This window comes from Blastopirellula sp. J2-11, from assembly GCF_024584705.1.
Classification (GTDB): Bacteria; Planctomycetota; Planctomycetia; order Pirellulales; family Pirellulaceae; genus Blastopirellula.
Map to the genome: position 1 here is coordinate 5,706,417 of NZ_CP097384.1, position 14,191 is coordinate 5,720,607.

14 protein-coding genes and 1 pseudogene are annotated in these 14,191 nt (G+C 54.2%); 7 read left to right on the plus strand and 8 right to left on the minus strand.

The genetic code is table 11. The features are described from left to right. Nucleotides 1-72: 72 nt before the first annotated feature. The 5 genes from M4951_RS22710 (at nucleotide 73) to fabF (ending at nucleotide 5,438) form a co-directional block, all read left to right on the plus strand. The gene (locus tag M4951_RS22710) at nucleotides 73-1,725 is read left to right on the plus strand and encodes an arylsulfatase (RefSeq protein ID WP_262023891.1); all 1,653 of its coding nucleotides are present in this window, start codon (nucleotides 73-75) and stop codon (nucleotides 1,723-1,725) included. A 175-nt stretch (nucleotides 1,726-1,900) separates the two neighbouring features. Further along, nucleotides 1,901-2,236, plus strand: coding sequence for a DUF3302 domain-containing protein (locus M4951_RS22715; RefSeq protein WP_262023892.1), 336 nt, complete (start codon nucleotides 1,901-1,903; stop codon nucleotides 2,234-2,236). A gap of 29 nt (nucleotides 2,237-2,265) precedes the next feature. Next, on the plus strand, nucleotides 2,266-3,390 hold the full coding sequence (locus M4951_RS22720; RefSeq protein WP_262023893.1) for an HlyD family secretion protein: 1,125 nt from the start codon (nucleotides 2,266-2,268) through the stop codon (nucleotides 3,388-3,390). A 180-nt stretch (nucleotides 3,391-3,570) separates the two neighbouring features. Further along, entirely contained in the window at nucleotides 3,571-4,152 is a 582-nt protein-coding gene (locus M4951_RS22725) for a winged helix-turn-helix transcriptional regulator (protein WP_262023894.1), read from the plus strand. Between the two features lie 53 nt (nucleotides 4,153-4,205). Then, complete coding sequence (fabF, locus tag M4951_RS22730; protein WP_262023895.1) at nucleotides 4,206-5,438, plus strand: beta-ketoacyl-ACP synthase II; 1,233 nt, start codon at nucleotides 4,206-4,208, stop codon at nucleotides 5,436-5,438. A 222-nt stretch (nucleotides 5,439-5,660) separates the two neighbouring features. Here the strand turns inward: fabF and M4951_RS22735 are convergent, their stop codons facing one another. The 3 genes from M4951_RS22735 to M4951_RS22745 form a co-directional block, all read right to left on the minus strand. Then, on the minus strand, nucleotides 5,661-7,193 hold the full coding sequence (locus M4951_RS22735; protein ID WP_262023896.1) for a glycosyltransferase: 1,533 nt from the start codon (nucleotides 7,191-7,193) through the stop codon (nucleotides 5,661-5,663). A gap of 165 nt (nucleotides 7,194-7,358) precedes the next feature. Further along, the gene (locus M4951_RS22740) at nucleotides 7,359-8,345 is read right to left on the minus strand and encodes a class I SAM-dependent methyltransferase (protein ID WP_262023897.1); all 987 of its coding nucleotides are present in this window, start codon (nucleotides 8,343-8,345) and stop codon (nucleotides 7,359-7,361) included. Then, complete coding sequence (locus M4951_RS22745; protein WP_262023898.1) at nucleotides 8,345-9,199, minus strand: fatty acid desaturase family protein; 855 nt, start codon at nucleotides 9,197-9,199, stop codon at nucleotides 8,345-8,347. The genes M4951_RS22740 and M4951_RS22745 overlap by 1 nt, the downstream gene beginning before the upstream one ends. Nucleotides 9,200-9,346: 147 nt before the next feature. On the opposite strand from M4951_RS22745, the gene M4951_RS22750 reads away from it, so the two are divergent. Then, nucleotides 9,347-9,889, plus strand: a complete 543-nt coding sequence (locus M4951_RS22750) for a hypothetical protein (protein ID WP_262023899.1) — start codon at nucleotides 9,347-9,349, stop codon at nucleotides 9,887-9,889. A 292-nt stretch (nucleotides 9,890-10,181) separates the two neighbouring features. Further along, a complete protein-coding gene (locus M4951_RS22755) occupies nucleotides 10,182-11,171 on the plus strand; it encodes an FtsK/SpoIIIE domain-containing protein (RefSeq protein ID WP_262026958.1) in 990 nt (329 codons plus the stop codon). Nucleotides 11,172-11,257: 86 nt separating this feature from the next. On the opposite strand, the pseudogene tnpC reads toward M4951_RS22755, so the two are convergent. From tnpC to M4951_RS22780, 5 genes and pseudogenes are all read right to left on the minus strand, one after another. After that, nucleotides 11,258-12,449 (minus strand): annotated as a pseudogene (gene tnpC, locus M4951_RS22760) (IS66 family transposase); the annotation flags it as partial. 33 nt (nucleotides 12,450-12,482) lie between these two features. Further along, nucleotides 12,483-12,872, minus strand: a complete 390-nt coding sequence (tnpB, locus tag M4951_RS22765; RefSeq protein WP_262023900.1) for an IS66 family insertion sequence element accessory protein TnpB — start codon at nucleotides 12,870-12,872, stop codon at nucleotides 12,483-12,485. Beyond that, entirely contained in the window at nucleotides 12,866-13,168 is a 303-nt protein-coding gene (tnpA, locus tag M4951_RS22770) for an IS66 family insertion sequence element accessory protein TnpA (RefSeq protein ID WP_410050413.1), read from the minus strand. Before tnpA ends, tnpB begins: the two co-directional genes overlap by 7 nt. Further along, nucleotides 13,056-13,550 carry a hypothetical protein gene (locus M4951_RS22775; RefSeq protein WP_262023902.1) on the minus strand — a complete coding sequence of 165 codons (495 nt, stop codon included), beginning with the start codon at nucleotides 13,548-13,550 and terminating at the stop codon, nucleotides 13,056-13,058. The genes tnpA and M4951_RS22775 overlap by 113 nt, the downstream gene beginning before the upstream one ends. Nucleotides 13,551-13,601: 51 nt before the next feature. After that, complete coding sequence (locus M4951_RS22780; protein WP_262023903.1) at nucleotides 13,602-14,135, minus strand: SMI1/KNR4 family protein; 534 nt, start codon at nucleotides 14,133-14,135, stop codon at nucleotides 13,602-13,604. Nucleotides 14,136-14,191: the final 56 nt, after the last annotated feature.

Here is a 14,191-nt window from a genome sequence, read left to right on the forward strand (position 1 = left end):
ACAACCGTCGGCAAATATTGACCATGCTTGACTACTCCTTAAATTCGCACCCGATGAAATAAAGAGGAAACGATGAACGCCCCTTACAAATTCAGGCTGTGCTTTGGCCTGCTGACGTTACTTGCTGCGATCGGAATCATGCTTCCGACGCTTGTTCAAGCCAAGCAGCCCAACATTTTGTTTATCGTATCGGACGATACCGGCTATGGTGACCTTGGTCCTTACGGCGGCGGCGAAGGACGCGGCATGCCGACTCCTTCAATCGATCGCATGGCCGCCGAAGGGATGACCTTCTTCTCGTACTACGCACAACCAAGCTGCACGCCGGGTCGTGCCGCCATGCAAACGGGGCGAATACCGAATCGCAGCGGAATGACGACGGTCGCTTTTCAAGGCCAAGGAGGCGGACTGCCGAAAGCGGAATGGACGCTTGGCTCGGTTCTGCATGCGGCCGGCTACAAAACTTACTTCACCGGCAAATGGCATCTCGGCGAAGCGGACTATGCGTTGCCCAACGCCCAAGGCTATGACGTGATGGAACATTGTTTCCTATATCACTGCAACGCCTACACCTACGCCGATCCGACCTGGTTCCCCGACATGCCGGTCGAATTGCGGGAAATGTTCGCCAGAGTCACCAAGGGTTCGTTGTCAGGTCTGGCCGGACAACCCGCTAAAGAAGACTTTAAAGTCAATGGGCAATACGTCGACACTCCCGACAAAGGCATGGTGGGAATTCCCTTCATGGACAAGTACGTCGAAGAGTCGGGTATAAAGTTCCTGGAAGAAGCGGCCAAGAATCCCGACCAACCTTTCTTCATCAACATCAACTTCATGAAGGTCCACCAGCCGAATTTGCCGGCGCCGGAATTCGAGCACAAGTCGCTTTCCAAATCGAAGTACGCCGACTCGGTCGTCGAGTTGGACACGCGCATCGGCAATATCATGGACAAATTGCGTGAGTTGAAACTGGACGAGGACACGCTTGTCTTCTACACCACAGACAACGGAGCCTGGCAAGACGTTTATCCCGACGCCGGTTACACTCCGTTTCGCGGCACGAAAGGCACGGTCCGTGAGGGGGGCAATCGCGTGCCGGCGATCGCTATTTGGCCCGGCAAAATCAAAGCAGGCGTCCGCAACCATGATATCGTCGGCGGACTCGACTTAATGGCCACCTTCGCCGCGGTCGCCGGCGTGAAGTTGCCGGCGAATGATCGTGAAGGAAAACCGATTGTTTTTGATAGCTACGACTTGTCGCCAGTCTTGCTCGGCTCTGGCAAGTGCCCACGCAAATCGTGGTTTTACTTCACCGAGAACGAACTGACTCCCGGCGCTGCTCGCGTCGGCAACTACAAAGCGGTCTTTAATCTGCGCGGCGACGACGGAGCGACTACCGGCGGTTTGGCGGTCGACTCGAATCTAGGTTGGAAAGGCCCCGAAAAGTATGTCGCGACCGTCCCCCAAGTTTTCGACCTCTGGCAAGATCCGCAGGAACGTTACGACATCTTCATGAATAACTACACCGAACGAACCTGGACGTTGGTGACGATCAACCAAGCGATCGGCGATTTGATGAAGACGTATGTCGAAAATCCGCCGCGCAAGATGCAAGGAGAAACCTACACCGGACCGATTACGTTGACGCAATACCAACGGTTCCAGTTTGTGCGTGAGCAGCTGAAAAAAGATGGCGTCAAGATTCCTCTGCCGACCGGCAACTAAAGGACGACTTCTGATGCGAGTACCGCCTGTTTTGCATCTGCCAGATTCTGACAGGCAGCTTATTCCCCTGATCGCCGGCAGCGCATTTGCGCAGCCGGCCGCGACGTCGGGCGAAGCCGCAGGCAACACTGACGCCGATTGTTCGCGTCACCCATCCTAAAAATGGAACCGCAAAATGCCGGACATCGCTACGCTCTTCGCATGGTTCGTGATGGCCATGTTATTTGGCGTCACCGTAGCCGCGATCGTAGGGTTAGGATCCTTGCCAGGCTCCATCGCTCGTCGCCGCAACCATCCGCACGCCGAAGCGATTAATGCCGCCAGTTGGATCGGCTTGGCCTTGGGCGGCATTACGTGGCCGATCGCCTTCGTATGGGCGTTCATCCCCTGGGGCCATGCGAACTCGTCCTCTTCGACGGAAGGAGCGGAGCTGCGGCAACTTCGTCAACAAGTCGCCGATCTGCAAGCGAAATTGGAAGCGAGCCGTCCCAGCGGCGGACAGCACGCCTAATTTTTACTCCACAAAACGATGGCTACCCGATGATCGCATTGTTCGTCATTTTGTACGTCGCCGGCATCTGGCTCTTCTATATCAAGCTGAAGGTCCGGCCGAATCCGATCAATCTCGCCATCTGCTCGGTGATCGGAGTGATTGCGGTCGGAACGATCGTGATCTGCTGGCAATTTTCGGCGCCGACGTCGAGCCAGGTCGTCGTCTCTCGTTTCACGATCCAGATCATTCCCCAGGTAAAAGGGCCGATCACCAAGATCACGGCGAAACCCAACGTCCCCCTGAAAAAAGGGGAAGATATCCTGTTTGAAATTCAAAAAGATACGTACGAAATCGCCGTCAATCAAAGCGCCGCCGCACTCGGTTACGCAGAGAAGATGGTGCAACAAGTGCAGGCCGAGCTCAAAGTCGCCGACGCTTCAATCGGCGAGGCGACAGCGCGCATGGGCGTCGCCAAGACCGATTTATCGAAGAAAGAAGATGCGAATCAGCGCTCGGCTGGAGCGGTTAGCGAACTCGAACTTGCAGAGCTAAGAGAAAAGCTGAACGCAGCGCAAGCGGCCGTCGACAAGGCCGACGCTGCCAAAGAAGAAACCACTTTCGCATTGGAGGGCGCCCAACAACAAGTTGAACTTGCGAAGGCGAACCTGGCCAAAGCGCAATTCGATTTGAAGCAATGCACCGTCTATGCGCCTGCCGACGGCTTTGTCACGAATTGGCAAGCCCGCGAAGGGACGATGGCGGTAGCCTATCCCTTCGCCCCGTTAGGGACGTTTATTGACACGTCCCATGTCGATGTTGTCGGCGTTTTCAGCCAGAACGTACTGAAGAACGTCCAGCCTGGAGACAAGGTCGAGATCGCACTCAAGAATCTTCCTGGGCAAGTCGTGTCAGGCGCCGTCGATTCGGTGATTCATGCAACCGGCGATGGGCAGTTCGTCACCAGCGGCCAATTAATCAGTACAGGCGGCATCGGCTCCAGCGGCAAGTTCGCCGTCAAATTTCAACTCGACGACGAAAAACTCGCGGAGTCGCTTCCGATGGGAACCGCCGGCATGGCGACCATCTATACGAAGCAGGGAACGCCGTTCCAAGTCATCAGCACCGTAACCGTGCGTATCAAAGCTTGGCTGTATTATTTGATTCCGATGTAGCGGCGTACCGTTACGCGTTTACGACTCTTCAGGTCGCGCAAGGGCCGTGCTTTCGGCTTCCCCCCGACTTGTCGTTGGCCGTAGCTTTCATAATAATAGTCGCGTCTAACGAGCAGGAATAGTGCGGATCGCGACAAGCTAAACTCAAGTCAGCGACCGCGACGTCAAAGGGGGGACGGCATGCGACGAAAGAGCTTTCAGGATATGGGATGTCCGATTGCGCGCAGTCTAGAGCAAGTCGGCGAGTGGTGGAGCATCTTAATCATCCGTGATGCGCTGGCCGGTCTCTCCAAATTCGACGAGTTTCAAAAGAATCTAGAAATTGCCCCCAACATGTTGACGCGTCGCTTGAATTCGCTGATCGAAGCAGGCCTATTGGAGCGGCGACAATACAACGACCATCCGCCGCGGTATGAATATATTCCGACCAAGAGCGCCGAATCTTTTCGTATCGTCCTCCTTTCGCTGCTGACATGGGGCAATCAACACTGCCTGTCGGCAGACGCAAGTGTCCAGATCGCCAACGTCAAAACCGGCAAGATCGCCGAGCCGATTCTGGTCGATCGCGAGACAAGCAAGCCGATTCTCTCGGACGAATTTGAAATCATTAGCGGACCGGCCGCCGACGCCGCTGTTCGAGATCGTATCGATTGGATCCGCCATAATCGTAACAAGAAACGAAACGCAACTCGCAGCCTGTCTGCAACTGACGAAACGACTAAACAGAAGTCGCGAAAAAAACGGACATCGGCCCGCCGCTAAGGGGATGTGGCCCAGCATTCAACAAAAACAATTGCCCGAACAAGGATAACGACGTGCGACGAGCAGTGATCACCGGCCTGGGGACGGTCAATCCCCTGGCGAACAATGTTGCGGATACCTGGGCTGGACTTTGCAACGGACAGTCTGGGGTTGATCAGATAGCGCAATTTGACGCGAGTCCCTTTCGAACTCAGATCGCGGCGGAGCTTAAAAACTTTGAACCAGACAAGTGGTTGGGCCCCAAGCAAGCGCGTCGGCTCGATCGCTATTCGCAGTTCGCGTTGGCTGCCGCGATAGAAGCGATGGCCGATTCGAACCTGGAGCTTCCGTCGGAAGATCCTTATCGAATCGGCGTCGTTCTGGGCACCGGCATCGGCGGCATGCGAACCTTTGAAGAGGAATGCGACAAATATCAGCAAAGAGGGCCTGATCGAATCAGCCCGTTCATGATTCCCCGCATGATGCCCAACGGAGCGACGGCCGCGATATCGATCCACTTCGGCCTGCGCGGACCTACGTTCAGCGTCTCTTCGGCCTGTGCGTCGGCTGCTGACGCGATCGCCATGGCTCGCGATATGATCCTGGCCGGTCGCGGAGACGCGATCATCACCGGCGGCGCCGAAGCGGCGATTACTCCGCTTGGTCTGGGAGGCTTCTGCGCCGCGCGGTCGCTGTCAGAACGCAATGATGCGCCGCAACTCGCGAGTCGCCCGTTCGATCGAAACCGAGACGGGTTTGTCTTGGGAGAAGGGGCCGGAGTCATCATCGTCGAAGAGTACGAACACGCGCTCCGTCGCGGCGCGAATATCTATTGCGAAATCACTGGTTGCGGTCAGGCATCTGATGCGCACCACATTACTGCCCCCGACCCCTACGGCGCCGGTGCGATTAACGCGATGCGACTGGCGATTACCGACGCTGGACGGAACGTCGACGAGATCGATTATATCAACGCCCATGCGACCAGCACGCATCTGGGAGACCTGACCGAAGCCAACGCCATCTGCCAGGTCTTTGGCTCGCACGCCGACGATCTAGCGGTAAGTTGCACCAAAAGCATGATCGGACATTTATGCGGGGGAAGCGGCGGAGTCGCGACGATTGCGGCGGCACTCTCGATCCATCACAGCACGATCCATCCGACGATCAATTGCGACGACCTCGATCCCGCGGTCAAACTGGATATTACGCCCGATACGGCGCGTGAAATCAACGTGCGAAACGCCATGGTGAATAACTTCGGCTTTGGCGGCCACAATTCGGCGCTCTTGCTCTCCAAGATCTAGAGACCTAGAGATTGCAATTTCGGTCTGGCGTCCGCCGTATCCTCGGCCGGCGACACTCCTTGCGCGAAGAGCTATCGCCAACTGCGTACTTGATTGAAAAAGGGAGCGCAACCTGCTGACGCCTCCCTCTATTACTTCACCCAAAAAATGCCTGGCTTACTCGGTTCACTCACAAAGAACTCGCACGACCAGCAATTCAAGATAGATGTTTCTTTCCCGTCATTACTCACGAGATTGCGATAAAGCTTGGGTAGGGGCATACGGCAAATGCGGGCTATTGATGAGCACCTCAGGCGATCCCTTGACGGCAGATCTGCGGGCGACCCAGATTACACTTAGGCCTGTGAAGATATGCAAAAAAGCTTCGATTGGAGCAATTGCAAACTTTAGCATCGCATAGATCCAGAGTTGACCTGACGGCAGATGCGATCGCTTGAACCAGACACCGTTCACTAACCAGCCGAGGATACCAACAGCGTTACAAAAATAGGATCGAACGGGAGCGAGTTTTGCGTCTGCCATCTTGTTATGAAGGATTTGCTTCGTGTAGCGACGATAATGGCCGACGGCTTCATCGATTGGGGAAAACAGACTGGGATAGTTGGGCACCAGCACGATGAGACTGCCGTCATCTGAAAGCAGTGACCTCCAATGCTCCAGCGTTTTCTGATCATCTTCGATATGCTCTAGGACGTTAACCGCCACAATGACATCAAACTTTGGCCAGTGACCAGGCGGAGGCTGCGTGGCGTCCCATTCGGCAAATTCAACATTGTCACGGTTCCGGAAACGGGCCCTCAGTCGGTCTACGTAGTCGGGGTTGATGTCGCATGCCACGACATCGCCTTCCGAAACGAGCATTCCCGTTAGCGATCCGATGCCGGCGCCAATTTCCAAAATTTTGCAGTCTCCCTTGGGATAGGAAATTGACCTTAACGCCTTACGCAAGACCGGTTCATACAGGTATTTCACAACGGAATCAAGCGAGTTAAGCGACTGGTCCAAGCCGGACCGGAACGGCTCCCGATCAAACAGTCCGTAGTAAAGAATATGCCATAATGCGGCGATACCGTCATTCACTCCGATCTTCTTTCCTTCAGCATAGGTCCGCCCGTGATATTGAATCGGCACTTCATACAAGCGAGCCTTAGCACGCACTAATCGCGAAGTAATCTCTGGTTCGATGCCAAACCGAGGAGAGGTAAGACGAAGCGACCGAGCCAAGTCACCTCGCATCGCCTTGTAACAAGTCTCCATGTCCGTCAGGTTTACGTCCAAAATTATGTTGGAAAGCGACGTTAGCAGTTGATTTACCAGCGAGTGCCAGAAATAGAGAACGCGTCGCGGGTAACCCGCAAACCTGCTCCCAAACACCGCGTCGGCTTTCTTTTCCATGATGGGCTGGAGCAACTTTGGATAGTCCGATGGCACATATTCCAGGTCGGCATCTTGAACAAGAATGATATCTCCCGTCGAGGCGGAGATCGCTCGCTGAACCGCACGGCCCTTCCCCTGATTCATTCCTTGTTCAAGGAGGACGACCTCTGCTTGCATCCCACAATTGAAGGCGAAATCCTGCGAAGTCAATTCACCTAAAATCTCCCTCGTTCGATCCGTCGAGCCATCGTCTACCAAGATGATTTCTACGGTTGTTATTCCTTCGCAATAATCGATCGGCGCCGACTGAAGGTTCCTCCAGAAAGCTCGAAGAAAAGGAGCTTCATTGAATACTGGAATAAGCAAGGACAGCTTCACTGAATTGATCCTCTTCTAAAGTATTCGATAACGTCGTTGCGAAGCTGCAGAGCCTGGTTAACGCATGGGATGCGCGAGAGTTGTGTGCGACTAAGTTGCATAGCATAGGGGCCAAAGTAACGCGTAAAACTTGGACACGAGAGCCGCATTGGGATTGCTCGCTACCTAGACTTTCTCCACTAACGCAAATTGATTGGAAGTTTTGACCGGCGTTAAAGCGAAAAAGAGATCAAACGCGGTAAAGGCCCCCACAGAGAACAAGTTGCTGAAATTCAAAAACTCAAGCAAGGATGAAGAATATTTGACGCTATTCAAGCCGAACCAATTTCTAAGGCTGATAATCCAGAATCCCGGTGAAGGCAGAAACCCATCTCGTACGACTCGGTAACCACACTGGCGAACCAAGTCTGAGAGAGATTGGGATGTGAACAGGTGAAGATGCCGAGGGATGTGATACCCGCCCCAATACTGCCTACGAAAAAGCCAGTAATCCAAACCGCTTCCGACACATGGAGTCTCAATCAAGAGAAGCCCCTGAGGACGGAGCTTACTGCGAATGTTTTCAAGGGCCGCCCGAGGGTCGATCAAGTGCTCCACGAGCTGGCTCATGATCGCCAAGTCAAAAGCGTTATCCTGCAGCACATCCAGGCCATCTTCCACGTTACCTTGCAACAGGGTGACGCCTGCATCTTTGGCGCTGCGCACTTGCTCTTCACGGAACATGAGATCGATACCGACGAATTCTTTACCACCCAATTCCGAATGAGCGGCTGCGTGAAAAAGACGCGCTGCGTCGCCGCAGCCGATATCGACAATCGATTGAATATTGCGTGAATTCACCAGAGACAAGAGTCGTCGAACATCACGAGCAATCTTCTGTCGATAAATAAAACCCTCTAAATGTAAGGGCGAAGCATGGTTCATCGTGTAATAAGTCGGTGGATACAGCACTCCGAATTCCTCGCGAGTGGGCATCGGGTCGGCAAAAAAATGGCCACAGGACTCGCACTGTGAAAGGGCAAATTCTTCGGCTTTACAAGCGTATTCGTAGTCTTTTCCGACCACCTTAACCAGCGATTGGCAATCACTGCAGAACAGGCAATTTGCAGGGTGTCGATCACCTACGCGCAAGAGTGCGGATTGAACAGACATCACTTTGATCCCCACAGAACCTGGACCAGCAAAGCTGGATAACTGGCCCGAATGCGATGACTTCCACCCTCATCACTGCTCCCAAAAAATTCGCTCAGGCGAGTGTTGTTGTAATGCGGAATCGACGGAATCTTATGATGCGTGTAATGGAAATTAAACGCGAATGGCGCGAAGACGAATCGGTCGAAAGGATTGGTGAGAATATCGATCGTGTCAACGCGAACCTGAGGATAGGCGCCGCCAGCGACGATTGACTCCAATTGAGGCAATCCGTGTTCAATCGTCACACGCGTTCGGTTTAGCATCAGCGCCACAGTAAGCAGCGGCGCCACCCAAAGTGCAAAATAGGCCCACCACCCTAAGAGAAACCATAAGGCCACAAACAAGCCGCCCTGCATTACCAGGACACAGAAGGAATGCAGGCGATTCGGGCTCTTATGGCTCGCGAAGGCTGTCGCTGGGGCGACGCCTTTCTGACGAATTTTTTCAACAATCTCGGGGACCATACCAAACAGCCAAATTGCCACGCGACGAATTCCTGCAGGAGCGCGCAAGATCGGTTCGTAGATATAGGCGTCGGGATCGTTATCCACTTCTTTCGCTTGGTGATGAGCTTGATGCTGTTGCCGGTATCGAACAAAGGTGATTCCAACCAACGAAGCGTGAAAGATTCCGACCGCTTCATTAATCCAAATGGGGAAGAAAAGCGTGCGATGCGAGGCCTCATGCACTGACATCACAATTCGATATTGCATTATGCCGATCCGCGTATTTCCAATCCAATGGTAGCGCCCGATGCGCAATCCAAGCGGTCGTAGTAATCGCCGCGAAATTTGCGGCCATGCGGCCAGCAAATCGATTTCTGTGCACCGCCGCCAACTCTTTGAATCTCTTAAGTTCGCCCCGGTAGTGCTTTCGCCATGCTTCCCAATCACTTCGGTGGTCAACCGAGTACTGAATGAGCAGCTGACCAGCGTGACCGTAGTGTTTTCGAAGACGGCTTGCTGCTGTCCATCATGGTCTCAGAAGCCAAGTACATCGATGAAAGCAATTTGGCGAAAAAGAAGAAGGAAAGTCAGAAGCAGTTGCGAGACACGGTTCGGCGACTCGACGAAGCCCTATTTGGCAACCCAGACCGAATGGACCGTGAACTGTGGCTGGCACGCCTGTCGGATCTCGTGCTGGATGGCGTTCAGTTCTCTGCTGGACAGACGCCGGAAGTCAGTGACTGGCGACATGCGATCCGGGCGGGCGATTGCAAAATAATGCTACGAGGTTATTCGCATGTCTTTGTCCACTCGCCCGACTTCGATGATTCCAACGCGTTCGAGATTGCCGAGACTGACGGCTGTTATCAGGAGGTTTTCTCACGCAAGACTCTACGCGACTTGGTGCTTGCGTACTGGAGAGACGAAGCTCCGAATGCAATTCGCAATCAATCATTTGATTTTCCCCTCACTCAATCCGCAAGAGTTCAAACCACCGACTGCAATCAAGCGGAAAGAAAAAACGGTTACACGTCCAGTCAAGAGCGAAGACAATGACGGCGGAAAGACGGTGAATACTGGTACTTCCTCCACCGTGCCGCCACAGGAGACAAGTACGACTCTAGCCGACGCAACTACTGAATCGACAACGCCGATGGAAGAGAATAATAGTCCGTTCGCACCAAACAATGATCACTGGGCATTTCCTGCCATCGCCGATGTCGTTCAGCAATTTGATTTGGCAACGGCAGAAACCGCGGATGAGGACGCGTGGCTAAAAGCTACCGTCAAGAGTGCCAAAACCGGGCTACAGCAGTTTCAGCTTCAAGCGAAACTACTCGAAGCAAAAATGACTCCTAATGTCGCTTTGCTCAAGTTTGCCGGGAGCGCCAACCTAACCATTGAGCAAGTCGGCAAACGCCGGTCAGAATTCTTAACGACATATGGATTGAACATCATTTCCGTCCAGCCAGAACCGGGGGTTGTGTCGATCGCAATTGAAAGGCCGCACCGAGAGATCATTGGTCTGGCGTCAGTGTGGAAACGTTGGCCCCCTACGCGAACCCAAGGGAACCAGAATATTGCTATTGCAGTACGAGAGAATGACGGCTCGATTCTATTCCTTGATCCCAGTCAGAAACATGCCCCGCACACTTTGATCGCAGGGTCCACTGGCAGCGGCAAATCGGTGCTGATGCAAAACATACTTCTGGGCATTGCGGCAACGAACACGCCTACGCAGGCAGAGATTGTGCTGATTGATCCCAAGCAAGGTGTCGATTATTTTCAATTCGAAAACTTGCCTCATCTTGGCGGCGGCATAATTGTCGATGACAGTCAAGCCATCACGAAACTGCAAAGTCTCGTGATCGAAATGAATTCCCGTTACACCCGATTCAAAGAAGCTCGCGCCAACAACATCACGTCGTATAATTCAAAGGTTGACGTAACGGAACGAATGCCGACCATTTGGCTCATACATGATGAATTCGCTGAGTGGATGATGGTGAATGAATACAAAGAAGCGGTTTCAACCACGGTTCAACGCCTTGGCGTAAAAGCCCGCGCAGCTGGCATCCATTTGATTTTCGCGGCTCAACGTCCGGACGCAAATGTAATGCCCATGCAACTCCGTTCGAACCTCGGAAACCGTCTTATTCTCCGCGTCGACGGCGAGGGCACGTCAGAGATCTCACTCGGAGAAAAAGGGGCGGAAAAGCTACTCGGAAGAGGTCACTTGCTTGCTAAACTCGAAGGGGAAAGTGCACTAGTCTATGCCCAGGTTCCGCTGGCTTCCGAAGCATTTGTAGACGCGTTTTTGCAATCCACAGCGCAATAGTTGGAAGCCTCTCACCCTCCCCGTGCCGAACCATCTTCGTGAAAATTTCTCTAAGGTCATGTCCCCCATGTCACAAAGCAGTTGTGGGCTGGATCGGTATTGCGCGCCTCGAACCATTTGCGCCGCGCATGCGCCCAGCACGCGACTTCGATCACCTCGCCGCCTGCATAAATTCCGTCGTAGCCGCCATACGCGTCGGCTTGCAGATAACCTTGAAAGCCGGCTAAAAACTTCGCCGGGCCATCGCGCTTTCGGCTTTCGGCTTTCGGCTTTCGGCTTTCGGCTTTCGGCTTTCGGCTTTCGGCTTTCGGTAAAATCGTAAACGACGTGCGGATGTGCGGCGTCGCCAAGATAGGCCCAGAACCTCGCCTTTTTCGCCTTGCCGCCTAGCGGATCGAGCAGGCTCACCGTCGTATCGTCGGTGTGCAGCACGCGCGATGCTAAAACCAGTTCGCTCATTCGCCGATAAAGCGGCGTTAAAATCACGGCCACCGCCGCGATCCAGTCGCACAGCGTGCTCCGTCGCAGAACAATTCCGCTCCGCGCGACGATATCTTCTTGCCGATACAGCGGCAAGTGATCGCCGTATTTGGAGAGGACCGTTTGCGCCAGCAGGCCAGGCCCCGGCAACCCTTTTTCGATCGGCTTGCTGGGAACTTCGGCGATCGCAACATGTTCTTGGCACGCGCGACATGCGTACTTCACCCGCTCATGCACCAGCACCTTGAACGAAGCCGGGATAAACTCCAACTGCTCGCTCGACTCGCAGCCGATCTCCGCGCGATCTTCGCCGCAGCAGGGACATGCTTTTTCCGCAGGCGAAAGCTCGTGGCGAATTACTTCGCGCTGCAGATGTTCCGGCAGCGGCCGACGGCCATGGCCCGCTTGTTTTTTGCCGCGGCGACGCGCGAGGAGTTTTTCCTGCTCCTGCTCGCGCAGCTCCGCTTCCGCCTCTGCCGCGAGTTGTTCAATGTCTTCTACGCTGAACAGCGTCAGCTGATCGGGGCTGACGAAGCGCTCGCGCCGCTGGCCGTAAAGCTGCTGCAGCGCCAGCGTCAGGCGATGCTCAAGCTGCTCGCGCTTCCGCTGCAGTTCCTCAATCGTCTGCGTTTGCAGTTCGACCTGGGCGGTGAGCGTTTCTTGCTGTTGCTCCAGCTGGCGAATCGTGGCGACTTGCGACTCCGCTTGCGCAGTCAACGCTTCTTTCGTTCGCTGCTCGCGTTCTACGAGGGCGATTAATTCTTCGCGCGACAGTTGAGAGAGTGCGTCCGTGCTCATGCTTCTTAGAACGCCGTACGAGCCACAAAAGACTCACGCGACCGGCAATTTTTCGGGAGAATTTTTGTCAGCTTCCGAGCGGCGATAACGCTTGCGTCGCTTCACGCTGGAAAGTTCGACGCCGGAGAGAATCAAACTCAAATCGGCCGCCGAAATTTCGAGTCGCGAAGCTTCATTCGCCGCTCGCGGCAGGCGAAACGTGCCTGCTTCGAGACGTTTATACCACAGCGCCAAACCGTCGCTATCCCAGTACAAAATTTTCAACCGATCGCACCGCTTGTTGGTGAAGACGAACAGCCCGCCCCCAAAAAGATCTTCGCTAATCGCCTGCTCGACGATCGCCGCCAGCCCGTCGTGGCTCTTGCGAAAATCAACCGCCGCGGTGGCGACAAAGATTTTCAGCGAGCCCGGCACGCTTAACATGCCGAGCCTCGCAACAGATCAAGCGTCATCGCGAGCGTCGCGCGGTCGAAGCCTGCCGGCACTTCGACACGAACATCCTCGAAATGAATCTGCAACGGTTCGCTCGTCGCAGTAAATTCTATGGAACGTCGCTCGTCGCCAACCACCACTTCCGCAAACCGAGGCGACGCTTCGCCTGCTTCGTCATCCCGCCGAGCCAACTCCCGCTTCCAGGCATAAAACGAAGCTTCGGAAACGCCCTGCTGCAAACACCAAGCCCGCGCCGAGAGCCCGCTGGCAGCCTGACCAGAAATCAAATCCCGCCACCGCCGCTCCTTCAAAACATCCCGCCGCGGTCCCTTCGCCATGTCGATTCTCGCTTGAACCATGAAACGCCTGTGATGGAGACCAGGCTATCACAGGTGGGAAGATGGGGTTGCCCGGACGGTTACGGTCGGTCAGCATCCAGTAGACGTCGCCTGAACCGTTTTCGTCGGCCAGGATCTGGTCGACGGCCGAGCCCCAGAGGAGTCGCTTGTCGACCTCGCCGGTGCTGTCTAGCTGCAGCAGGATCTGGCCGTTGTCGTAGATGAAGTAGCCAGACTGATCGACCGTGCCGTCGTCGTTGCTGTCGAGGTCGCGGCTGATCAGGTTGTTGAAGGCGTCGTAGCCGTAGACGACTTTTTGCTGCGGCCACATTCACCCCCAGATCCTTTTATCTACAAAACAGAAAACCAAATCAACGGGCTGTCAGCTAACGATCGTGAGCATGTCAAGGAACTCATCTAGTGAATCTGCAATCTCGTAGCAGTTTTCGTATCCCCATGGGCGAACGGGTAGGCCATCGCCATCGCGTAGATGAAAAAACTCTATAATTGAGTGGTCGAGTGATGGACGCGCGTCGATCTCCTCCTGGGTCCAGTAATATCTCATCTCTGAATCAAAAGAATATATTTTTCCATGATCTATTCCTGATATTGAAACACATGTCCATTTCCCCAAGTGGCCAGCGCCAAAATAAAGCAAATTTCTGGGTATAATATCAGAATCTATCATCGAAATCATGATATCAACGGAAGCGAACTCACAAACATTGTGCCTCCCAAATGGGGTGGGGAACTTACACTTCACGACACAGTCCGCTATGTATCCCCCTCCATTGTTCAATAGATGCCTGCGGAGCTGTTGAGGGATAGTCACGCCAATACGCGACTCCAATGCAGCGACCGCTGACTCAGGTTCAATCCCAAATGACTCGAACTCAATTTCGACCATTTTATTCATTGATGTAACTCCCTGTGCCCAGTTCTAGCGCTGTCCAGTTAAGGGCCTATCCGGAA